The sequence below is a fragment of the Belnapia sp. genome (assembly GCF_059504005.1).
The window spans coordinates 1-15,962 of record NZ_JCACHU010000168.1; the positions used below are offsets into that span (position 1 = coordinate 1).

Annotated in this window: 5 protein-coding genes and 1 pseudogene; 1 reads left to right on the forward strand and 5 read right to left on the reverse strand. The window is 67.4% G+C overall.

Translation table 11 applies throughout. The annotated features are described in order from the left end of the window. Positions 1-667 precede the first annotated feature (667 nt). A pseudogene (locus tag AC5JJ1_RS26945) lies at positions 668-1,733 on the forward strand (IS630 family transposase). Between the two features lie 215 nt (positions 1,734-1,948). On the opposite strand, the gene AC5JJ1_RS26950 reads toward AC5JJ1_RS26945, so the two are convergent. The 5 genes from AC5JJ1_RS26950 to AC5JJ1_RS26970 all read right to left on the reverse strand — a co-directional run bounded on the left by AC5JJ1_RS26950 (position 1,949) and on the right by AC5JJ1_RS26970 (position 15,607). Then, entirely contained in the window at positions 1,949-7,012 is a 5,064-nt protein-coding gene (locus AC5JJ1_RS26950) for a hypothetical protein (RefSeq protein WP_495788211.1), read from the reverse strand. Further along, positions 7,009-9,006: a trypsin-like serine peptidase gene (locus tag AC5JJ1_RS26955; RefSeq protein WP_495788212.1), complete on the reverse strand. Its 1,998-nt coding sequence runs from the start codon at positions 9,004-9,006 to the stop codon at positions 7,009-7,011. The genes AC5JJ1_RS26950 and AC5JJ1_RS26955 overlap by 4 nt, the downstream gene beginning before the upstream one ends. 8 nt (positions 9,007-9,014) lie before the next feature. Continuing rightward, positions 9,015-11,702, reverse strand: a complete 2,688-nt coding sequence (locus tag AC5JJ1_RS26960) for a S8 family serine peptidase (protein ID WP_495788213.1) — start codon at positions 11,700-11,702, stop codon at positions 9,015-9,017. A gap of 119 nt (positions 11,703-11,821) precedes the next feature. Beyond that, positions 11,822-14,608 (reverse strand): DNA/RNA non-specific endonuclease, encoded by a 2,787-nt coding sequence (locus tag AC5JJ1_RS26965; RefSeq protein ID WP_495788214.1) that lies wholly within the window; start codon positions 14,606-14,608, stop codon positions 11,822-11,824. Between the two features lie 84 nt (positions 14,609-14,692). After that, complete coding sequence (locus AC5JJ1_RS26970) at positions 14,693-15,607, reverse strand: hypothetical protein (protein WP_495788215.1); 915 nt, start codon at positions 15,605-15,607, stop codon at positions 14,693-14,695. Positions 15,608-15,962 lie beyond the last annotated feature (355 nt).

Below are 15,962 nucleotides of genomic sequence, written 5' to 3' on the forward strand. Positions count from 1 at the left end.
AAGCAGAGCGCGCAGAAAATCCGGAGAGTAGACGGCGATGACGGAGCTAACACAATTTTGTGATCTTTTGGTGATTTGCAGCCAGAGATACGACGAGATGTGGTTCAGGCATATCGGGAGGTTTGGGGAGAAGCGGCGAGCAACAGCCATTGCCTCATGCGCTAGCGGTAGGTCGAGCCGGGCAAGACGCCGCATACCTGCACGGCCCGCGGCAAGCGCTGTTGCCGTTGTCTGAACCGGGTTTTCTACGGATCCGTAGCCGGAGCATCTCGGAACTGTATATCGCACGTTAGGGCGTAAGTATCCGCTTCGTGTCGGCGGACTGGTTGAGCGCGACTTGAGGCCGCTCCGCCGCTTGGCGAATACCGTGTTCAAACCGGTCAGCTTGACGGACTGAAACACTTCCGTCGCAAGCCGGCTGACACCGACATCTTCGTCGACATGGACACTGACAAATAGGCGTTCATCAAACCTAAGCGCCTCACACAAGCTAAGTCTCTCATAGCCCTTGAATCTCCAATCGCAGGCAGGTCAGCTGCGATTGTTGGGTGAGGCGGCACGGCTCTGACATGCTCTTATACCCAGCGTCTGAAGGTCTGACTCTCGGGGCTTGAGCCGACGCGGACGGACGTGATTCATCGGCTGGCATGGCATCTGGGGATGGACCATGCCGGCACTGATGATCCGAGAAGACCTGCCGCCTGGTGAGCTACGACGGTTGGCGAAGGCGGAGCGCGATCTTCGGGTTGCGCGGCGCCTCCTGGCGATCGCGGCGGCGCTGGAAGGCCTGAGCCGCGAGGCCGCGGCACGCGTGGCCGGGATGGATCGGCAGACGCTGCGGGACTGGGTCATTCGCTACAATCGGGGCGGACCTGCCGGGCTGTCGGATGATTGGGGCGATGGTCGTCCCTGCCGGCTTACGGAAGGCCAGCAGGCGACGCTGAAGGCGATCGTGCTGCAGGGGCCGGATCCCGAGGTGGATGGCGTCTCGACCTGGCGCCTGATCGATCTCTGCCAGATTGTGCAGACGCGCTTCGGCGTGTCCTACAGCGAGGGCGGGATGGGCAAGCTGATGCGCAGCCTCGACCTGTCCTGGCAGACGCCTCGGCCCTGCCATGCCGAGACCGACCGCGCCGCCCAGGAGCGGTTCAAAAAGGGGGCTTCGCCCACGCCCTTGCGCAGGTCGCGGCCGACCACCCCGAGGCCGGGCGGATCGAGGTCTGGTTCCAGGACGAGGCCAGAGTAGGCCAGAAGGGCCGCATGGTCCGCCGCTGGTTCCAGCGCGGCATGCGGCCGCGGATGATAAAGGATCAGCGCTACCGCTCGGCCTACATCCTCGGCGCGGTCTGCCCGGCACGCGACACCGGCGCGGCCATCGTGCTGACCCATGTCTCGGTCACGGCGATGATCCTGCTGCTCGAGGAGGTCGCCGCGCAGCTGCCGGCCGGCACCCATGCGGTGATGCTGATCGACAACGCCGGATGGCACATCGCCAACGATCTGCGCTGCGGCCGACCATCAGCTTGGTCCACCTGCCGCCCTACTCGCCCGAGCTGAACGCCGTCGAGAAAGTCTGGCAGTACCTGCGGGACCGCTACCTGTCGGGCCGGCTGTTCAGCGGCACGCGCGCCATCGTCGGTGCCTGCTGCGAAGCTTGGAACAAACTCATCGGGGAGACCGGCCGCATCCAGTCGCTGACCGACTTTGAATGCGCACGACAGGTCAATCCATAGTCAGCTTGGTATTAGGCGCCAGGATAAGGTCTAGCCCGACAGGCAAAGGCGCGACCTAGGCTGCTTCAGCACCCAAATTTACATGCTATAATTATTCGCCGAGGATGTAACTGGGCACTGTCGGGCCGCTTTCAACTGATTATCGTTGTCCTCATCATGGCTGAGCCAAAAGCGAATTACGGCCTGGCGCCTTAGAACGGACTTTCTGCAACTTGCTAGATGAAGGCGGGATCGGCCGCCGCTAGATCGAGCCGGCGGGCAACGTAGCCCACTAGCCCCGGCATGTCCTCGACGAGGGGCGGATCGGGGAAACGCCACTCGCCAAGCCAGGCGGCGCAAAGCCGGTCGAGAGCGGCGCCGAGCCCGCCCTCGCCCTCCGAGAACAGCCGCTCTCGCGCCAGCGCGCCATAGATCGTCTCGGCGACCAGCAGCGAACCGAGCGTGCCCAGCCGCTCGCCCCCCGCCTCATGCTCCGCCTCGAACAGGATGTAGAAGGGCAGGGGCGGCTCGGCGGCGAGCGCGGCGACATCCTCGGCGGTCAGCAGGCTGACGGCGCTGTCGCGCCCGAGCCATTCGGCCAGCGCCGCCTGCCGCGCCGCGGGATCCGCCAGCAGCGGCGATTGCGCGGCGAGCCCCGGCCGCAGCGCCGCCACCCGCGCACAGAGGTCCCGCACCGAGCGCATTCCGGTGAGCGAGGCGCTCATCAGATCGCGGAAGGCGACACCCGGTGGGTCGCCCGGCTCGATCGGGTCGAACAGCCCGTCGCCCATTAGCATCGGCGTGTAGCGCGGCCCAAGCTTCATCGAAAGGTTCGGCGCGGGCTGGCCAGGCAGCTGGAAGAATTGCGACCAACGCACCAGCCAGTCCCGCGTCAGCGGCACCGCGGTCGGGCCGCGCTTCGAGTTCAGCCGCAGCAAGTCCCCAAGGGGGGCGTCGTTGAAGCGGCCGACGCGGTAAGTGTCGCGCTGCATCGCATGACTGAAGCGGAAGGCGCCGTGCGAGAATTCCAGCGGCACGCCCGGCGCCGGCTCTGGCTCCAGCCACTCCGGCGCCGGGTTGTCGTAGAGCGAGCGAACCTTGGGGTCGAGCAGCCGGGGCAGCAGGTCATGGCGCAGCACGTTGCGGAAGACGAGGGTCGTCGCCTCTCGCGCCACCGCGAAGCGGCCCGAGGTCCGTTCACGCAGGGCGCGCGCCGGCAGCGTTCCGGGCTTCGGGATCATGTCGAGCAGCGCGTTGTGCAGCATCTGGAAGAAGCAGGTGAGCTGCGAGAGCAGCGCGCTCTGGTCGTTTCTCGAATCGGCGATCAGCGCCTCGCCCCGCCCGGCGCCGGCGAAGCCGCCGCGGTTGCCGAGCGTCCCCGGCGTCGCCGCGCGGGCGATGTCACGGAAGTCCGCCGCCTCGCCTTTGGCGCCGGCATAGGCGGAGAGGCGGAAGCGGCTGCGGTACTGGTCGCGCGCATCGTCGGGCGCGAAGGCGTGGGGACAGGCGCCCGGCCCGTCGCCGTAGAGCGTGCGCAGGCGGAGCGGCGCCCTATGAACGTTGGCGACGCCTGGATCCGGCCCGCCGGCCGACCAGAAGGCCATGCTGGTCGAAACCATGTCGTGCGCCACGAGCTGGGCGAGGTAGGTGTAGCCGGAGGGCAGGTTCGGGTTCTCCGGCGCGTCCGGCGGCCGCGCCCCCATCAGCGTGGCGAGGCCCCGCATCCGACGCCGCTGCGTGGCCAGAGCGGCGGGCGAAGTGCGCGGATCCTCACCATCGACCTGGAAGCGCTCCGCTGCCGCCGGTAGGCCGAAGAGGTGCCGGAAGCCCGGTGGCGGGCTGAGCAGGCCGTCTGAACCTTCCCGACCGAAGGGGCGAGCCATTATCGCAGTGTCCCAGCCGCGCCACACGTCGGTTTCCACTGAAGTTTGAAAGCGACTTGTCAGCGCCGATTGTAGCGGGCGGTCCGGCGTTGACTCCGCTCGCACCTCTGCCACGTCGGCCTGCTCCGACGATGCAGTATAGTGCGATTGAAGTGGATACTCCGAGTTGCTACCAGCACAGATGGCCCCGTCCCATGCAAGCGCAGTCTCGGCCACTCGGCGCATGTCGCGCAGCTCAGTATGGTTGCCCTGCAATCGAGCGAACTCGGCGCAGAGTTGTGGGAGGGTGCGGGCGCGGTCGGCGCACGGGATCAGGACGGTGAAGACGCCCGGAAGGTCGCGCTCCAACCGCTCGGGCAGCTCATCCTGTGAGAATTCTCTCAGCGGTAAGCCGAGCCGAGCGGCGGCTCGTACAGCGATCTGCGCCAACTCGGCATGGTAAGCGTGCAGGGCGGCCAAGCGTCCAACAGCTGCGCGCAGCGGGCGGTGGACCTCGGGCGTCATGCCGCGCAGCAGGAGTATAGCGTTGGGCTTGGCTGTCGCGGGCCCGACCGCCACCGGCACCGGTACGTGCAACCCGCGAATGATTTTGTTAAGCCAAGGAACGTCTGGTCCTTCAGGTGCTGGGGGCAGCGCGAGAGGCGCGCGCTCCAGCCGAAACTGCGTCGCTTGCCACTCCTCGCCGAAGCGCGTGGCGGCCAAGGCCTTCGCGGCGCGGTCTGGCCAGTCCTTCTGCATCACCCAGAGCTGGTCAAGATGCGGTCGCCCTTCCCAGGCGCGGCCGCCGTACAGGTGCGCGACCAGGAACATCCGCGTCTCGGACTCGATAGCTCCGGTTGCATCCAGCCACGCGGCCGGCAGCAGGCCGGCATCGCGGGCGAAGGCTGCGGCCACTGCCAGGATCGCCGGGAAGAGCAGTACCGGTCCGCGCGGGGTAATGCGCGTGGTTAGGTCGTGCAGCAAGGCGCGGTGCGGCGCCGAGAGCGTGCCCCGCCGCGCCAGCAGCTCGTATCGCGTGAGCCAGTAGAGACGGGAGCGGAGTTCGTTCGGCACACGCTGCCCAAGTAGGCCGAGCCTCGCGTGGATTTCCTCCGCCACCGCCGCCACATTCACCTCCGCGGTATCCCATTCGGCGTTATCGGCCAGCGCCTGGATCACGAAGGTCGGCGGGTGGCCCGGTGGACGGGTAGGGCGCTTGCGATAGAGCGCAAGAGCGTCGGCGGCACGGGCTCGCTTGACCAAGCGCTCGCCCTCCCCTTCCCAGTCGCTCGCCCCCTCTAGTCTCGTGCGCCACTCCCGCGCGTTCTCGGCCACCGCGAAGCTGCCCCCGGCCGCGGTGCGCGCCGCGGCCTCGGCGCCAAACAGCCGCGTCCGCACCTCGGTCGGCAGATCCTCGATAGCGCTGCCCAAGATCGCGGGGTCGAGCCCCGGCGGCGGCCTGGGAGGAATCGACCTGTCGAGGAGCGCAGCGAAATAGGCGTGTAGCGTGAGAGCCTCGCTGCTTCTGGAACCAGCGAAATGCTTCCGTGCGCGGCGCCGCACGGCGTCAAGCACGCCGGCGTCCTTCGGGGTCGCCTCGAGCAGCTCGATGGCAAGGCGGCGGACTTCAGCGTGGAAGATCAACCTTTCCCCGTCGCCGGTGCGGCGGACGAGCCAACCGGCGTCCGCCATGCCTGCAAAGACCTGCGCTGCCAAGCCGGCCGCTAGGTTGGCACGGTCGTCGGTCGCGGGGATTACGACTTCCGCGACGAGTGAACGGGTGACATACGGTAGGGCGAGTGCCGGTAGAGCATAGGGCCGCGCCGCCGGCGCCGCAAGATGGCGCACCACGCGCTCCGCCAAATAACGTTGCGCCAATGCCGGGGCGATGGCGCTCCGCCCCGCGGCGGCCATGAGATCCGTCCGCTCCTCCTTCCCGGCGTACAGATCGGCCGCGATGCGTAGCAGCAGCGGAGTGCGCGGCAGCACGTGCGCCAGCTGCGCGGCATCCAACTCCGGAATGCCAAGGTCATGCAACATCGCCACCGCATCAGTTTTGGAAAGGTCGCCGAGCGGCACCGCCTCTTGTCGCACGAAGCCGGGTTCCGCCTGCAAGGTGCTCAGATCGGACACGGTCAGCGTATCGGACTGCCGAAACAGCGCTTCCGCCAAGGCGTGCGGTCCCGGTGCCTCCGGCGGGTCGCGCCCGGCTACAATCAGCCGCAGGTCGCCCGCACCCATCAGCCGCTTGAGCGAGGCCGCCCAGCCAGCGAAGATCGCCACTGTGTCCTGGCCGCGTGCGAAGACGAGCTCCACCGTATCTACCAGCAGCACGAGCTGTCGGTCGCCAAGCGCCCTGCGCAATGCGCCGTGCATCAGGGAGACGCGCGCCGCCAGCCGGTCGTTTACTGCCTCTTCCATGATGGCGCCACGAATGATCCGCCTCGGCGCCTTAGTAACCGATCGCCGACGCGTGGCCGGCGGCGAGGGTCTGGCAGGGTCGCCGCTGCGCACCAGTTCCGTCAGACTGCGCGCCAGCCTGCGCAGGCCGGGGGCTTCCTTCGGCAGGACGATACCGACCTGGCGGAGCAGCGCGAGGTCGAGAGCGACCATGTCAGCCGCATCAAAGCCTGGATCGTCGCAGTCAAGGTGGACGACAACACGTGGCCCTCGCTCGCTCCCCGGCTCGCACCCTAACTGGGCCTCGAGATGCGCGAGCAGCGTGGACTTGCCGGACCCGCCGAGCCCCGAGACGTAAACCCAGTGCCCGAGCGTGCGCGGCAGCAGCGGCGCCGCCACAATGTCGAGCAGTCGACGCAGCAGTGGCTCGCGACCGTAAAGCCGGGCGGTGGCCATGCGCTTCACGTCACTCTGTCGCTCGAGCCGAGCGATCAAGGCGCCAATGGTGTCCCGTAGACCTGCGGCGTCGACCTCCTGGTGCCACAGATCTACGCCGCTGCCGGGTTGCGTCGCGCCCTCCGGCAGCACGAGCCAGGCGAGGCTTGCCGCCAGCGGCCGCAGCTCCGCCGCTGACAGGGCCGAGAGGTCACCGAGCGGCCTGGTCCGCGCCAGCAGTGCGGCCCGCACGGGGTCCGGCCCGTGGCCCTCTGCGCGTGGCGTTTCGAGCGCGGCCCGCACCTCCTCCGCCGGCCGTGTGGTGAGGATGCGGCGCCGCACCTCATCGCGCAGCCACCAGAGTGAGGAGTTACGCGGCGCAACCTCCACCTCCGGCGCCACGGCATCTAACACGGCCTTGCGCTCTGCTCCATCTAGCTCCTCAGGCAGCAGCGCCTGCGGGTCGCACCAGCCGCGCACCGCAAGTTCGATGCGCAAGCGCGAGGCCGCGCGCTCAGCCCGCGAAGGTCCGACATGCGCGACAGGCGTGACCAAGCGCTGCATCAACGCCTCCAGGTCGTTCTTGCGGCGCGTGACGCTCATCCTCCCGCCTCCGGGCGCATTGCAAGGATGCAGATCAGCGCGGCGAGCGCTGTGGCCACGTCGCCGCTGCCAGGGAAAGTCGCAAACTGGCGCTCATACAGGTCGGCCACCGCGTCGGGGCTGAAGGCCGGCTGCTTGCCAGGTGGGGTCCAGCCGGTCATGAAGCGCACCACATCGGGGCGCCGCGCGTGCTGCAGCTTCTCGTGCCCAGGTGCGAGGTTTCGCGTTGCGGGATTGGCCGCCAGGGCCTGTTCGAGCCGCGTCACGGCATCCTCCGCCAGGCCGCAGACGATCAGCCGTGCCCAGGGCTGCGCGGCGAGCGCCACCAGTAGGGTCAGCCAATCGGACGAAGCGAGGCTCGCCTCAGCTTCGGTGCCGGCATCGATCGCTAGGAAGAGCGGATGGGCCGTGGCGTCCGCTTTGCGGTCGCGCCTACCGAAGCAGGCGAGCGCTTCGGCGATCCGCTCGACGGTATCGTACCGGACGGTGCCGTGCAGGGTCCGCGTCGCCTCGCCATCTGCGCCCGCGCCAAGTTGCGCGGCCAGCGCTTCCACCGCGGTTGCGCCGCCGAAGCGCTCCACCCGCACCAGGTCGCGCAGCGGGTCATCGATCCGAGCGGCAAGGCGGTCGATGCAGAAACTCTTACCAGTCCCAGCTGGGCCACTGATGCACAGCACACGATCCTCGGCACGCGCCTCAAGCGCAGCACCGAACCAGCGCTCGATATTGTTGCGCGCGGCGGTGGCGGCGAAGAAGGGGTGCCAGTCCCAATTAGGCGGCGTCGCAGCCGAAGGATGGAGGCCGAGCACACGTTGGCAAAGCTCGCACCATGCCTCCTGCGCCGCCGCATCGCCCGCCAGCTGCTGGCCGCGCTTAGCGAGGCGGTGCACCAGCCCTCGATCAAAGAGGGCGCCACCGGGCGACACGCCGCGCCCGAGCGCCGCAGGCGCCCGGGCCAGGTGCGCCTTGATTGCGCTCAACATTACCGCACGGTTACGCACCTGCTTGGTACCATTAGCGAACACTGGTTTACCCGCCGCACTGAGCACTGGAAGCTCGCCTTCGTGCAGCGCGACGGCAATGCCGTTGTTCGCGGTGCAACAGCTGCCGCTCATCCCACTTACCGCGTTCATCATGTGGATCAGCCGCCCGCCATCCGGCATGATAGCTTGGATATGGTCGGCATCGCAGACAGGCAAGATCGCGCCCGGATAGCCGATGACGAAGGAGAGGTCTTGCGGATCAGGCTGTGAGAGACCGTCGAGCGGCACCGGGCGGGTTTCCACGATTTGTCGGTCGAGCAGCAGCACCGCATAGTCCAAGCGCTCCGCCGCCTCGCCCGTCAGGGTGGACAGCAGCAGGCCGGCGTCGTTGGCGAAGGGCAGTGCGAAGGCGAGCAGCGGCTCCCGCGGGTGCAAATGGCTGCATTGCTCGCCGATTGGCGTTGCGGGGAAGACGAGTTGAAGTTCTTGGGCCGGCGGCGGACTGAACACAATTTTCCCGCCCTGCACTTGCCGCAGAACCACATGAGCGGCGGTGATAGCGCGGTCGCGTCCAATGAGGAAGGCGGTGCCGAGCACCTTGCCACCGGCATCCTTGATGTAGCCGGTAGCGCGGAAGATTTGATCCAGCCTGCTGAACATCATCGGATTACTGAAATTTCTGGCACGGTTGGTGATGCCGTGCGGGCAGCCGACGTTGGCAATTCGGTGCAGTATGTTGACGGCGTCCGCCTCCGGGCGACCATCAAGATCCTCCCACGCGACGATGTCGCGACAGAACGCCGCGAGCACGCCGTGGGCTTGCGCCGCACGGCAGAGTGCAAGGCGGGAACGTAGCGGCTCCTCCGGTGCGTCGGGAGGCGCCTGGCTTAGCACCGCATTAGGATGGCTAAGACCCTGCCCTTCGCGCCGCTTGCGCAACATGGCGTAGAGCTTCACCAGCGTCGCCTTATCCAGCCGTGTCCATTCCGCGAGCCGGCGCGCATCGTCCACAGCGCCGCTCACGGCAGCGCCACACCCCGGCCCTCGAAGGCCTGCGCCAACGCTGGCACGGAAATCGCGTAATTGCTGTCGTTATCGAAACCAGCGAAATGCAGACCGAAGGCCGGCGCGCCAGGATCACGGAAGGCGAAGAGGAGCGAGCCGGATGCCCCCTTCAGCGTCGTCGCGTCATGACCGAAGGCCAAGCGCGCCTCGACATCCCCGGTCGCGCTGCCGAGAGGTCGGTGGAACAGGCCGGGCGCCAGCCGCTTCACGCCGAACTCGTTGCCGAACAGCGTGCCGACCACCCAGCCCCAGTCGATGCCGTCCGCTTCGCCCGCAATGCGCGGCGGCTTGGCCGGGAAGCCGATGCTGACGAAATCCGGCGCCTGACCGGTCAGGTAGCGACCATTCATGGAGAGGGTCACGCACCGCGACGCCTCCCCAGGGTCGGGTTCCGGTAGCGGCAGCTTCTTGCGGTCGAGCGAGCGCCCGAGCCGCAGCAAGACGGCGTCCACGACGCCGAAGCCCTCCCCTGCTCGGGCAGGCAGCACCGCCTCGACGATCGTCCAGCGGTTCTGCTCGAGACTCTCCGTTTCACCTCCAAAGTCGATCTCTAGCCCGCGCGTGATGCGCAGCCCCGTAGTGCTGCGGGCATGCGGAATCGGAAAGCGCGACAGCGCGCCGTTCAGGACGTGGAAGTTGGTGAGCACCCAGGGTCCCGAAGGATCGATCAGCGTGCCTGTGCCAGCGAAACGGCTTGCATGACCGCCGCTTGGCTGGATGCGGCCGCACATGCGGATGATCTCCTTCAGGCGCGACCGGCCGATGATGAGCTTGTCGACCCAGCCTCCGATGAAGGGATGCGCCTCCGTGACCCAGTCGTCGCGTATCAAAAGGCTTGGGCGGGAACCATCGGCCTTCACTACCGCCTCCAGTGCGCCGAGTTCATTATCGGTCATCTCCGCAGCGGGGTCGGGCAACTTGTCGAGCGCGGGCGGCGCGTGCTCACGGAGCAGCCGCAGCGCGCGCTCGAATGCGGCGCGGTCCTTCACCTCGTCGGGCGGCATGCGCCCGATCAGCTCATCCAGCTGTTGCTCGAGCGATTCGGCGTTAGGCAATTCCTCCGCTACGGCGGCGCTTTCCAGTGTGCCGCCTGCAGCGAGCGAGCGGCCGCTCGCTAACTCGCGCCGCAGCGTCTCAATCCGTCCCTCGCGCGCGGGCGCCTGCTCGACGGCCGGACGCACGAGGGCGGGCGCAGCGGGTGTGCTGGCAGAGTGGTTCCCCCCACCCGCGCGTAGCCTGGCGATCAGCAGCTTCCCTGCGAGGTCAGAGCCATGCGCCAGCAGCACCGCGTCTGGCAGGCCGGGATCGGCGCCAAGGAGCTCGGTCAGCAGGCCGCGCACGTCCTCGGACGAGCCGGCCGATTCGGCTAAAGCAGCAGGCCCCTCTACGCCGAAGCCGAGATCGAGAGGTGCTTCCAGCAGTGCACGTGCATTGACGATGCCCGCGCCCATGTTCACCGCGTCCCAGTCTTGAGGACGCGTCGCGGTCGCACGAAGCAAGCGGCGGAACATGGCCTGCAGGGTCTCTCCCCGGGCCTGCGCCTCCGCGATTAGCGCGCTACGTCCGTGATGAGCCAGCCAGCAGGCGGCTACCCCGGCCGTCAGCGCTACCGCGTAGCTCGTGCCCTGTCCTTGCCCGACTGATTGCCGGCCGCCCGGCGCCACCGCCGCGCGCAGGACGTTCTGCGCTGGCGCTGAGATGTCTACCGCCGGTCCGTTGCAGGAGCCTGGCCAGCGCCGCCCCTCCCGGTCAACGCCGGCGACTGCGAGGCATTCCGGAAAGCGCGCTGGCCAGACCACCACGTCCACGCAGTTGCCCGCCGCCGCCATCACAATGACATTGCGGGCGATCGCGCGCGCGATCGCCCGCCGCAGGGGCGAGATCGGCGCGACCAGCCCGCCCAGCGACATGGTGATCACATGAGCGTCCGCCTGCACCGCGACATCGACGGCGCGGGCGATCGCCACCTCCTCGTGTAGCCAAGTGCTACGGATGGCGCGGATCGGCATGTGCAGCGCCTTCGGCGCACTGCCGACCACTGCGTCCGCCGCGTCGCTCTCCGGGCTGACTACGACGCTCGCGGTCGCGGTGCCGTGGCCGGGATTAAGAGCGAAGCCGGCCTGCAGCGGATCGGTCGGGTCGTCCGCTGCGCCGTCGCCGAGCGTGTTGAAGCCTTGGAACCGCACGACGCCATCGAGCTGCGCGTGCGTTGCGATGCCGGTATCGGGCTGCGCGATGACGATGCCGTCGCCGCCGACGCGCTTACCTTCAGCTGCGGAGAAGGCCCAGGCCTGTGGCGCTGCGATCATCTCCAGTGCCCAGCGTGGCCGTTCCCCAAGATCCTCCTCCCCGACCCAGCAGCCCGGCGGGAAGTCGTCCACGCTCTCCAATCCGGGCTCCTGGAACAGGCGCTCCGGCGCGCCCGGACGCGGCAGGTCGGGTTGCACCATCGCGCCGTCAAGCAGGCCGGCTAGCACGGCTGCGAGCGCCTGAGCGGGTTCCACGGCTTCCAGCGCTTCCGCCAGCGGGATGGTGCGGCTCGGTAGAGTCAGCAACGCCTCCTCCGCCTCGATCGCCGTGACCTCGGGCGCCTCGCCCGGCAGCGCTGCGGCGAGGCGGTGCCGCGCCTCGTTGAGGTCCAACGCCGGCGGAAGGATCAAGTGCAGGCGGGCGGGCGGATCGCCAGTGCCACGGCGGGCGAAGGCTGCGTCCAGGAGTTGCATGGCCGTCGGCTGGGTCACGTTATCGATACCTCCGCACGTCACGTTGGCATGGGCCAGGGGCTGTCATTGTCATAAGCCGTCTTGTCCGCCCGCACGGAGATGTGGACGTGCCGGGTATGCGGGTTGGCGCCGCAATAACTCCGCCACGTCCAGGGCGGGCTGGTGCCAATCTGCGAGGAATTCACAATGCGCCGGTTCCAGATGATGTACTTCACCCGGCAGTCTCGCGCCGCCACCAGCGCGTCCGCCAGCTTCCATGCGTCGCAGCCGCCATGGGGGTCGTGGGTGATGTCGAGGGCCGTGACGACGCCCATCTCCGCGTCAGTGACCCAGGGATTGTGGTCCGACTCACGGCCCTGGTGGCTTGCGTCCCCGATGGTCCCGTCGCTGTCGTCGTTACGCTGCGGCGCAAGGCGGTTCACCTGTTCACGTAGCGCGACGAGCGAGCGCGCGACACGCCAGGACCGCGCTACGCCCTCCAGCCCCTCCTCGGTGCCGCGGCGACCCTCCTCCGTCTCTGCCGCCTCGTCATCGCCGACGTTCGGCGTCGGGCGCTCGGCAAGGCTAGCGACGTGGTCGGCCAGGACCGGCACGCGCTCGAGCCCGCCCCGACGCGCTAACTCGCGCCCTTCATCGGCACCGTAGGCGTCGGATTCCCTTACCATATCGCCAAAATCCACGCCCGTGGCCTGCTCGATCTCGACAAGAGGGACCATCAGTCGGCGGAAGTTTTCCGTGACCGCAAACTCCAGCGGCATGCTCGAGAGATCCTGCTCCAGCATGAAGCCATAGGCCGCGAAGCCGTCAACCGTACGGGCGACCACCACCTTCCAGTAGCGCGAGGGGATCCGCGCGCGCAGCCGCTCGCTCCGCCCGGCCCCACGCCCCACGAAGACCTCGTCATCCGGTGAGAGGACGGGGCCTGCGAAGACGCAGAGCCGCTCGTTTGCCGACTCTTTCAGCACCAGATCTTCGAGCTCGCCCCAATTGTCGTCTCCGAGCGTCGATCGATTGAACTGCATCACCTGCGGCGAGCAGTTGGTGGCGTGGTAGGTGTCGCCATTCGCCCGGCGCAGCACCTCGAAGCTGCGGCCCCAGGCGACATCCTCGCGCCGCACTAAGTGTCCTTTGTCGAAAGCGCCGTCGTCTTTGGTGAAGAAGGCGTCCGGAAGCTGAAATCGCTCGTCCAGCCGCGGATCGAGGAACCACTTCTCTTGGTCGTTCTTGCTGAGGCCCGACAGGTCGCGCCGGCTATAGCCGCCCTCCCCCTCAGGCTCGCGCAGCCGCTTTTCCCTCGTGAGGTTTGCCGCCGTGACCAGTGCCAAGCGGCGTTGCGCGTGCATTAGGATAGAGAAGTTCTGGTATTTAAGCTCCGTCCCGCGCCCGTCGTGGAGCCTCGCAAGCACGCGCGCGTCGCGCGCGGTTGGCATCAGTACGGTGATACCAAGGAAGTTCTCGTCGTACCCGCGGCGCGTCCGGTAGTTGGTGTCGCGATACGGCTCGACCAATCGCTCCTCGGACGTGCCAGTTTCGGTCCTCCCGGTCGCGAGCCGCGGCGCAGCGTCGCCGAGCTCGACCGAGATGCGCAACGGCAATTCAAATGTCACCCGCCCGCCAGTGGCCGCCGTTGCCGGGGGATGGGGCCGCGTCCCACGCGGCGGCGCCGTGTCGTTCGCCATGGTGTCCTCGATCTCGTGCCAAGCGCTGGTCCAGTCGGGCGCGGGAGGAATGGGCGCCGCGTCGCCGAAGCGTACGCCGACATCTACCACACGCTCGTCGCGAGCCAGTTCGAAGGTCGGGACCGCGAAATTCGTATCGAGGTAGCGCCCGCCGAAATGCATCGCGAGCACGCGGCCGCTCGCCAGGTCGATGACCGCAGAGCCAGAATTACCGCCCAGCGTGGAGCAGTCATGCGTCGCGGCAGTGACGAGCCGGCCGAAGCTCTGCGTCCGGCCTCCGCCGTTGAGCTCGCCCGGCTGCAGCCGCTTGACCCCGAAGACGCGGTCGAACAAGTCGTCCTGCACCACCGGGTCGTTTCGCAAGGGGTCGTGGCCGGGATATCCAATGACGGCAATCTGCCGCCCGGCGAGATCGCGGGCATCCTCGATAGTAAGCGTCAGCGGCACGAGCTCCGCGCGTAGTCCCTCTACCTCCAACAGCGCCATGTCCCAGTAGGGATGGATCATTCGAACGGCGCGCACCCACAAGAGCGGACCGGCGCCGCCGCCGCGCTCGCGCCGTAGGTCCAGCGCGGCGCGCCAGCCGGTGCGGAAGCGGATGCGCTCTCCGAGGCCCGCGGCGAAGATCTCGGCGACATGCCGGTTGGTCATCAGCAGGCCGCGCCCGACCACGAAGCCGGTGCCGGCATATGGGATGCGGGATTGGTCGGGCAGCTCGACCCTGCCGATCGCCGGGATGGCCGCCAGCAGCCGCGCATGGATGTCTCGATCGGCAACCAAGTGCCGCCAGAGGTGGTGCCCGCCACGAAGGCCGTCTCGGATGGCGGCGGGGAAGACGATCTCGCCATCGACGATGTCGAAGGCCGGTCGCTTGTCGGGGACGATGATCGCCTCGATCGCCGCGCGCTCACGTGGGTCGAGTTCGCCCCCCACCGCAAGCTTCTCTGTCCCCTGACGCGCCACGGCGCCGAGCCGGCTGTCGGCCGGCGCCTTGGCAAGGCCAGTTGCGGCGGGGCCCGCGCCTTCGAGCCAATCTTCGAGCGGCTTCGCAAGCGTCTCATCCAGCGCCTCGACGGCGCCTGTCAGGCCACCGGGGCTGACCCGATCGAGGTAGCGGCGGAGCAGCGTGTCATCGTGCACTGCCATGGCCCATGCTCCCTGTTCTGGCCCCTCAGGACAGTCCCCGTGCCGCCGCAGGCGGCGCGGCCCGGGCATGGCGCAGCGCGGCCGTCAGATCTCCAGCGCCGCGACGTAGGCGCTCACGAACGGCATCAGTTTCGCCTCGATCTGCGGCTTAGCGGCGTCATAAATCGCATCCGCGAGCGAAAGATCGAAGCGGCGCCCCTCGACCTTCGCGGAATCGGCGTTCCATTTGAAGAAAAGCAGCTGGTCCTGCGTCGAGCGCACCTCGAGCGCGCATTCGACGATGCGCAGAAGAAAGCCCGCGTTGTCGGATCCCGCCGCGAGGCCGGCGCCGAACTCGACAAGCCGCTGTTCAACGACACGCGATTTATAGAGCGTGATAAGAGGATCGTCCTTCTTTGCGTCGGCGAGCGCCTTCAGAACCTTTGCCACTAACGCGATCGCGGTCCCGCCGCCGAGCAAGGCGCCCACCACCTCCAGCAGCACCTTCTCGACTGAGGCACCATTGGACCCGGTTGTCTGAGTCGCCACTGTGCCTGTCTTCAGCACCCAGCCGATGTTCGTCAGTGTGTTGATGTAGGTCGCGTGCCACTGCCGGGCTGCCTCCGGCGTCGTCGGGTTGGGGTGCAGCCTTGAGGCGCGTAGCTGGGCCAGCAAGCAGGAGTTCAGGGCGGCCGCCCGGCGCTCCTCGGTGACCTCTGGGTTGAAAGAAACTAACTGGCCGCCGACTAGGAAGGCTTGATCCTGCGCGGCCTTGATCCGGAGTCCGGCCGCGTCGGTCCCTACCGCGGGTACTCCAACCGTCGAGGAGTCTTCCGCTCCCTCCAATCCGGCCACCGATCCTCCCCTTAGTCCGAATAGGGCCCCGAGCGGCATCCGCGCCGGTAAAGGCGTCAGTAACACGCCTTCGAGGAACGCATCTGCCCCGAAGTCCAGATCTGCAACGAAGGCTTTCGCGCTCTGCGGCGAAGTACCCAATAAACTCATAATATCCAAATTCATGGCCCACGTAGCTCCCCGGTTGCGTGACTGAGCACGCTAGCGGCTGACATAAAGTCAGGCATTCTTCTTTAGTAGAAACGACATTGCCAGTAGGCATGAAGGTGTAGCAAGAGCATTGTAGCCGTTGATAAAGATCTGATAGGCGCCCCCAGCGATTTCAAAAAATTGATGGAGATCGCGCTCAAGCCCAAATTAGCAAAAGCTTAGATAGACTTTTTTGTTTGCTATATGCACTTATACTGATGTCGGGAGCATTGCTAACTTGTTTGCACAGTAGCCGCCGTGGGCCGCATCGCGTGACCGCCGCATCGTCACGCCGCCATTCGAGCGCACGTCTCCTTCTGCGAGACCTCTA

Bases quoted from the DNA above. Each gene is read 5' to 3' on its own strand.
- AC5JJ1_RS26950 (WP_495788211.1), bottom strand. From the start codon at position 7,012: ATGAGCGTCACGCGCCGCAAGAACGACCTGGAGGCGTTGATGCAGCGC.
- AC5JJ1_RS26965 (WP_495788214.1), bottom strand. From the start codon at position 14,608: ATGGCAGTGCACGATGACACGCTGCTCCGCCGCTACCTCGATCGGGTC.
- AC5JJ1_RS26970 (WP_495788215.1), bottom strand. From the start codon at position 15,607: ATGAATTTGGATATTATGAGTTTATTGGGTACTTCGCCGCAGAGCGCG.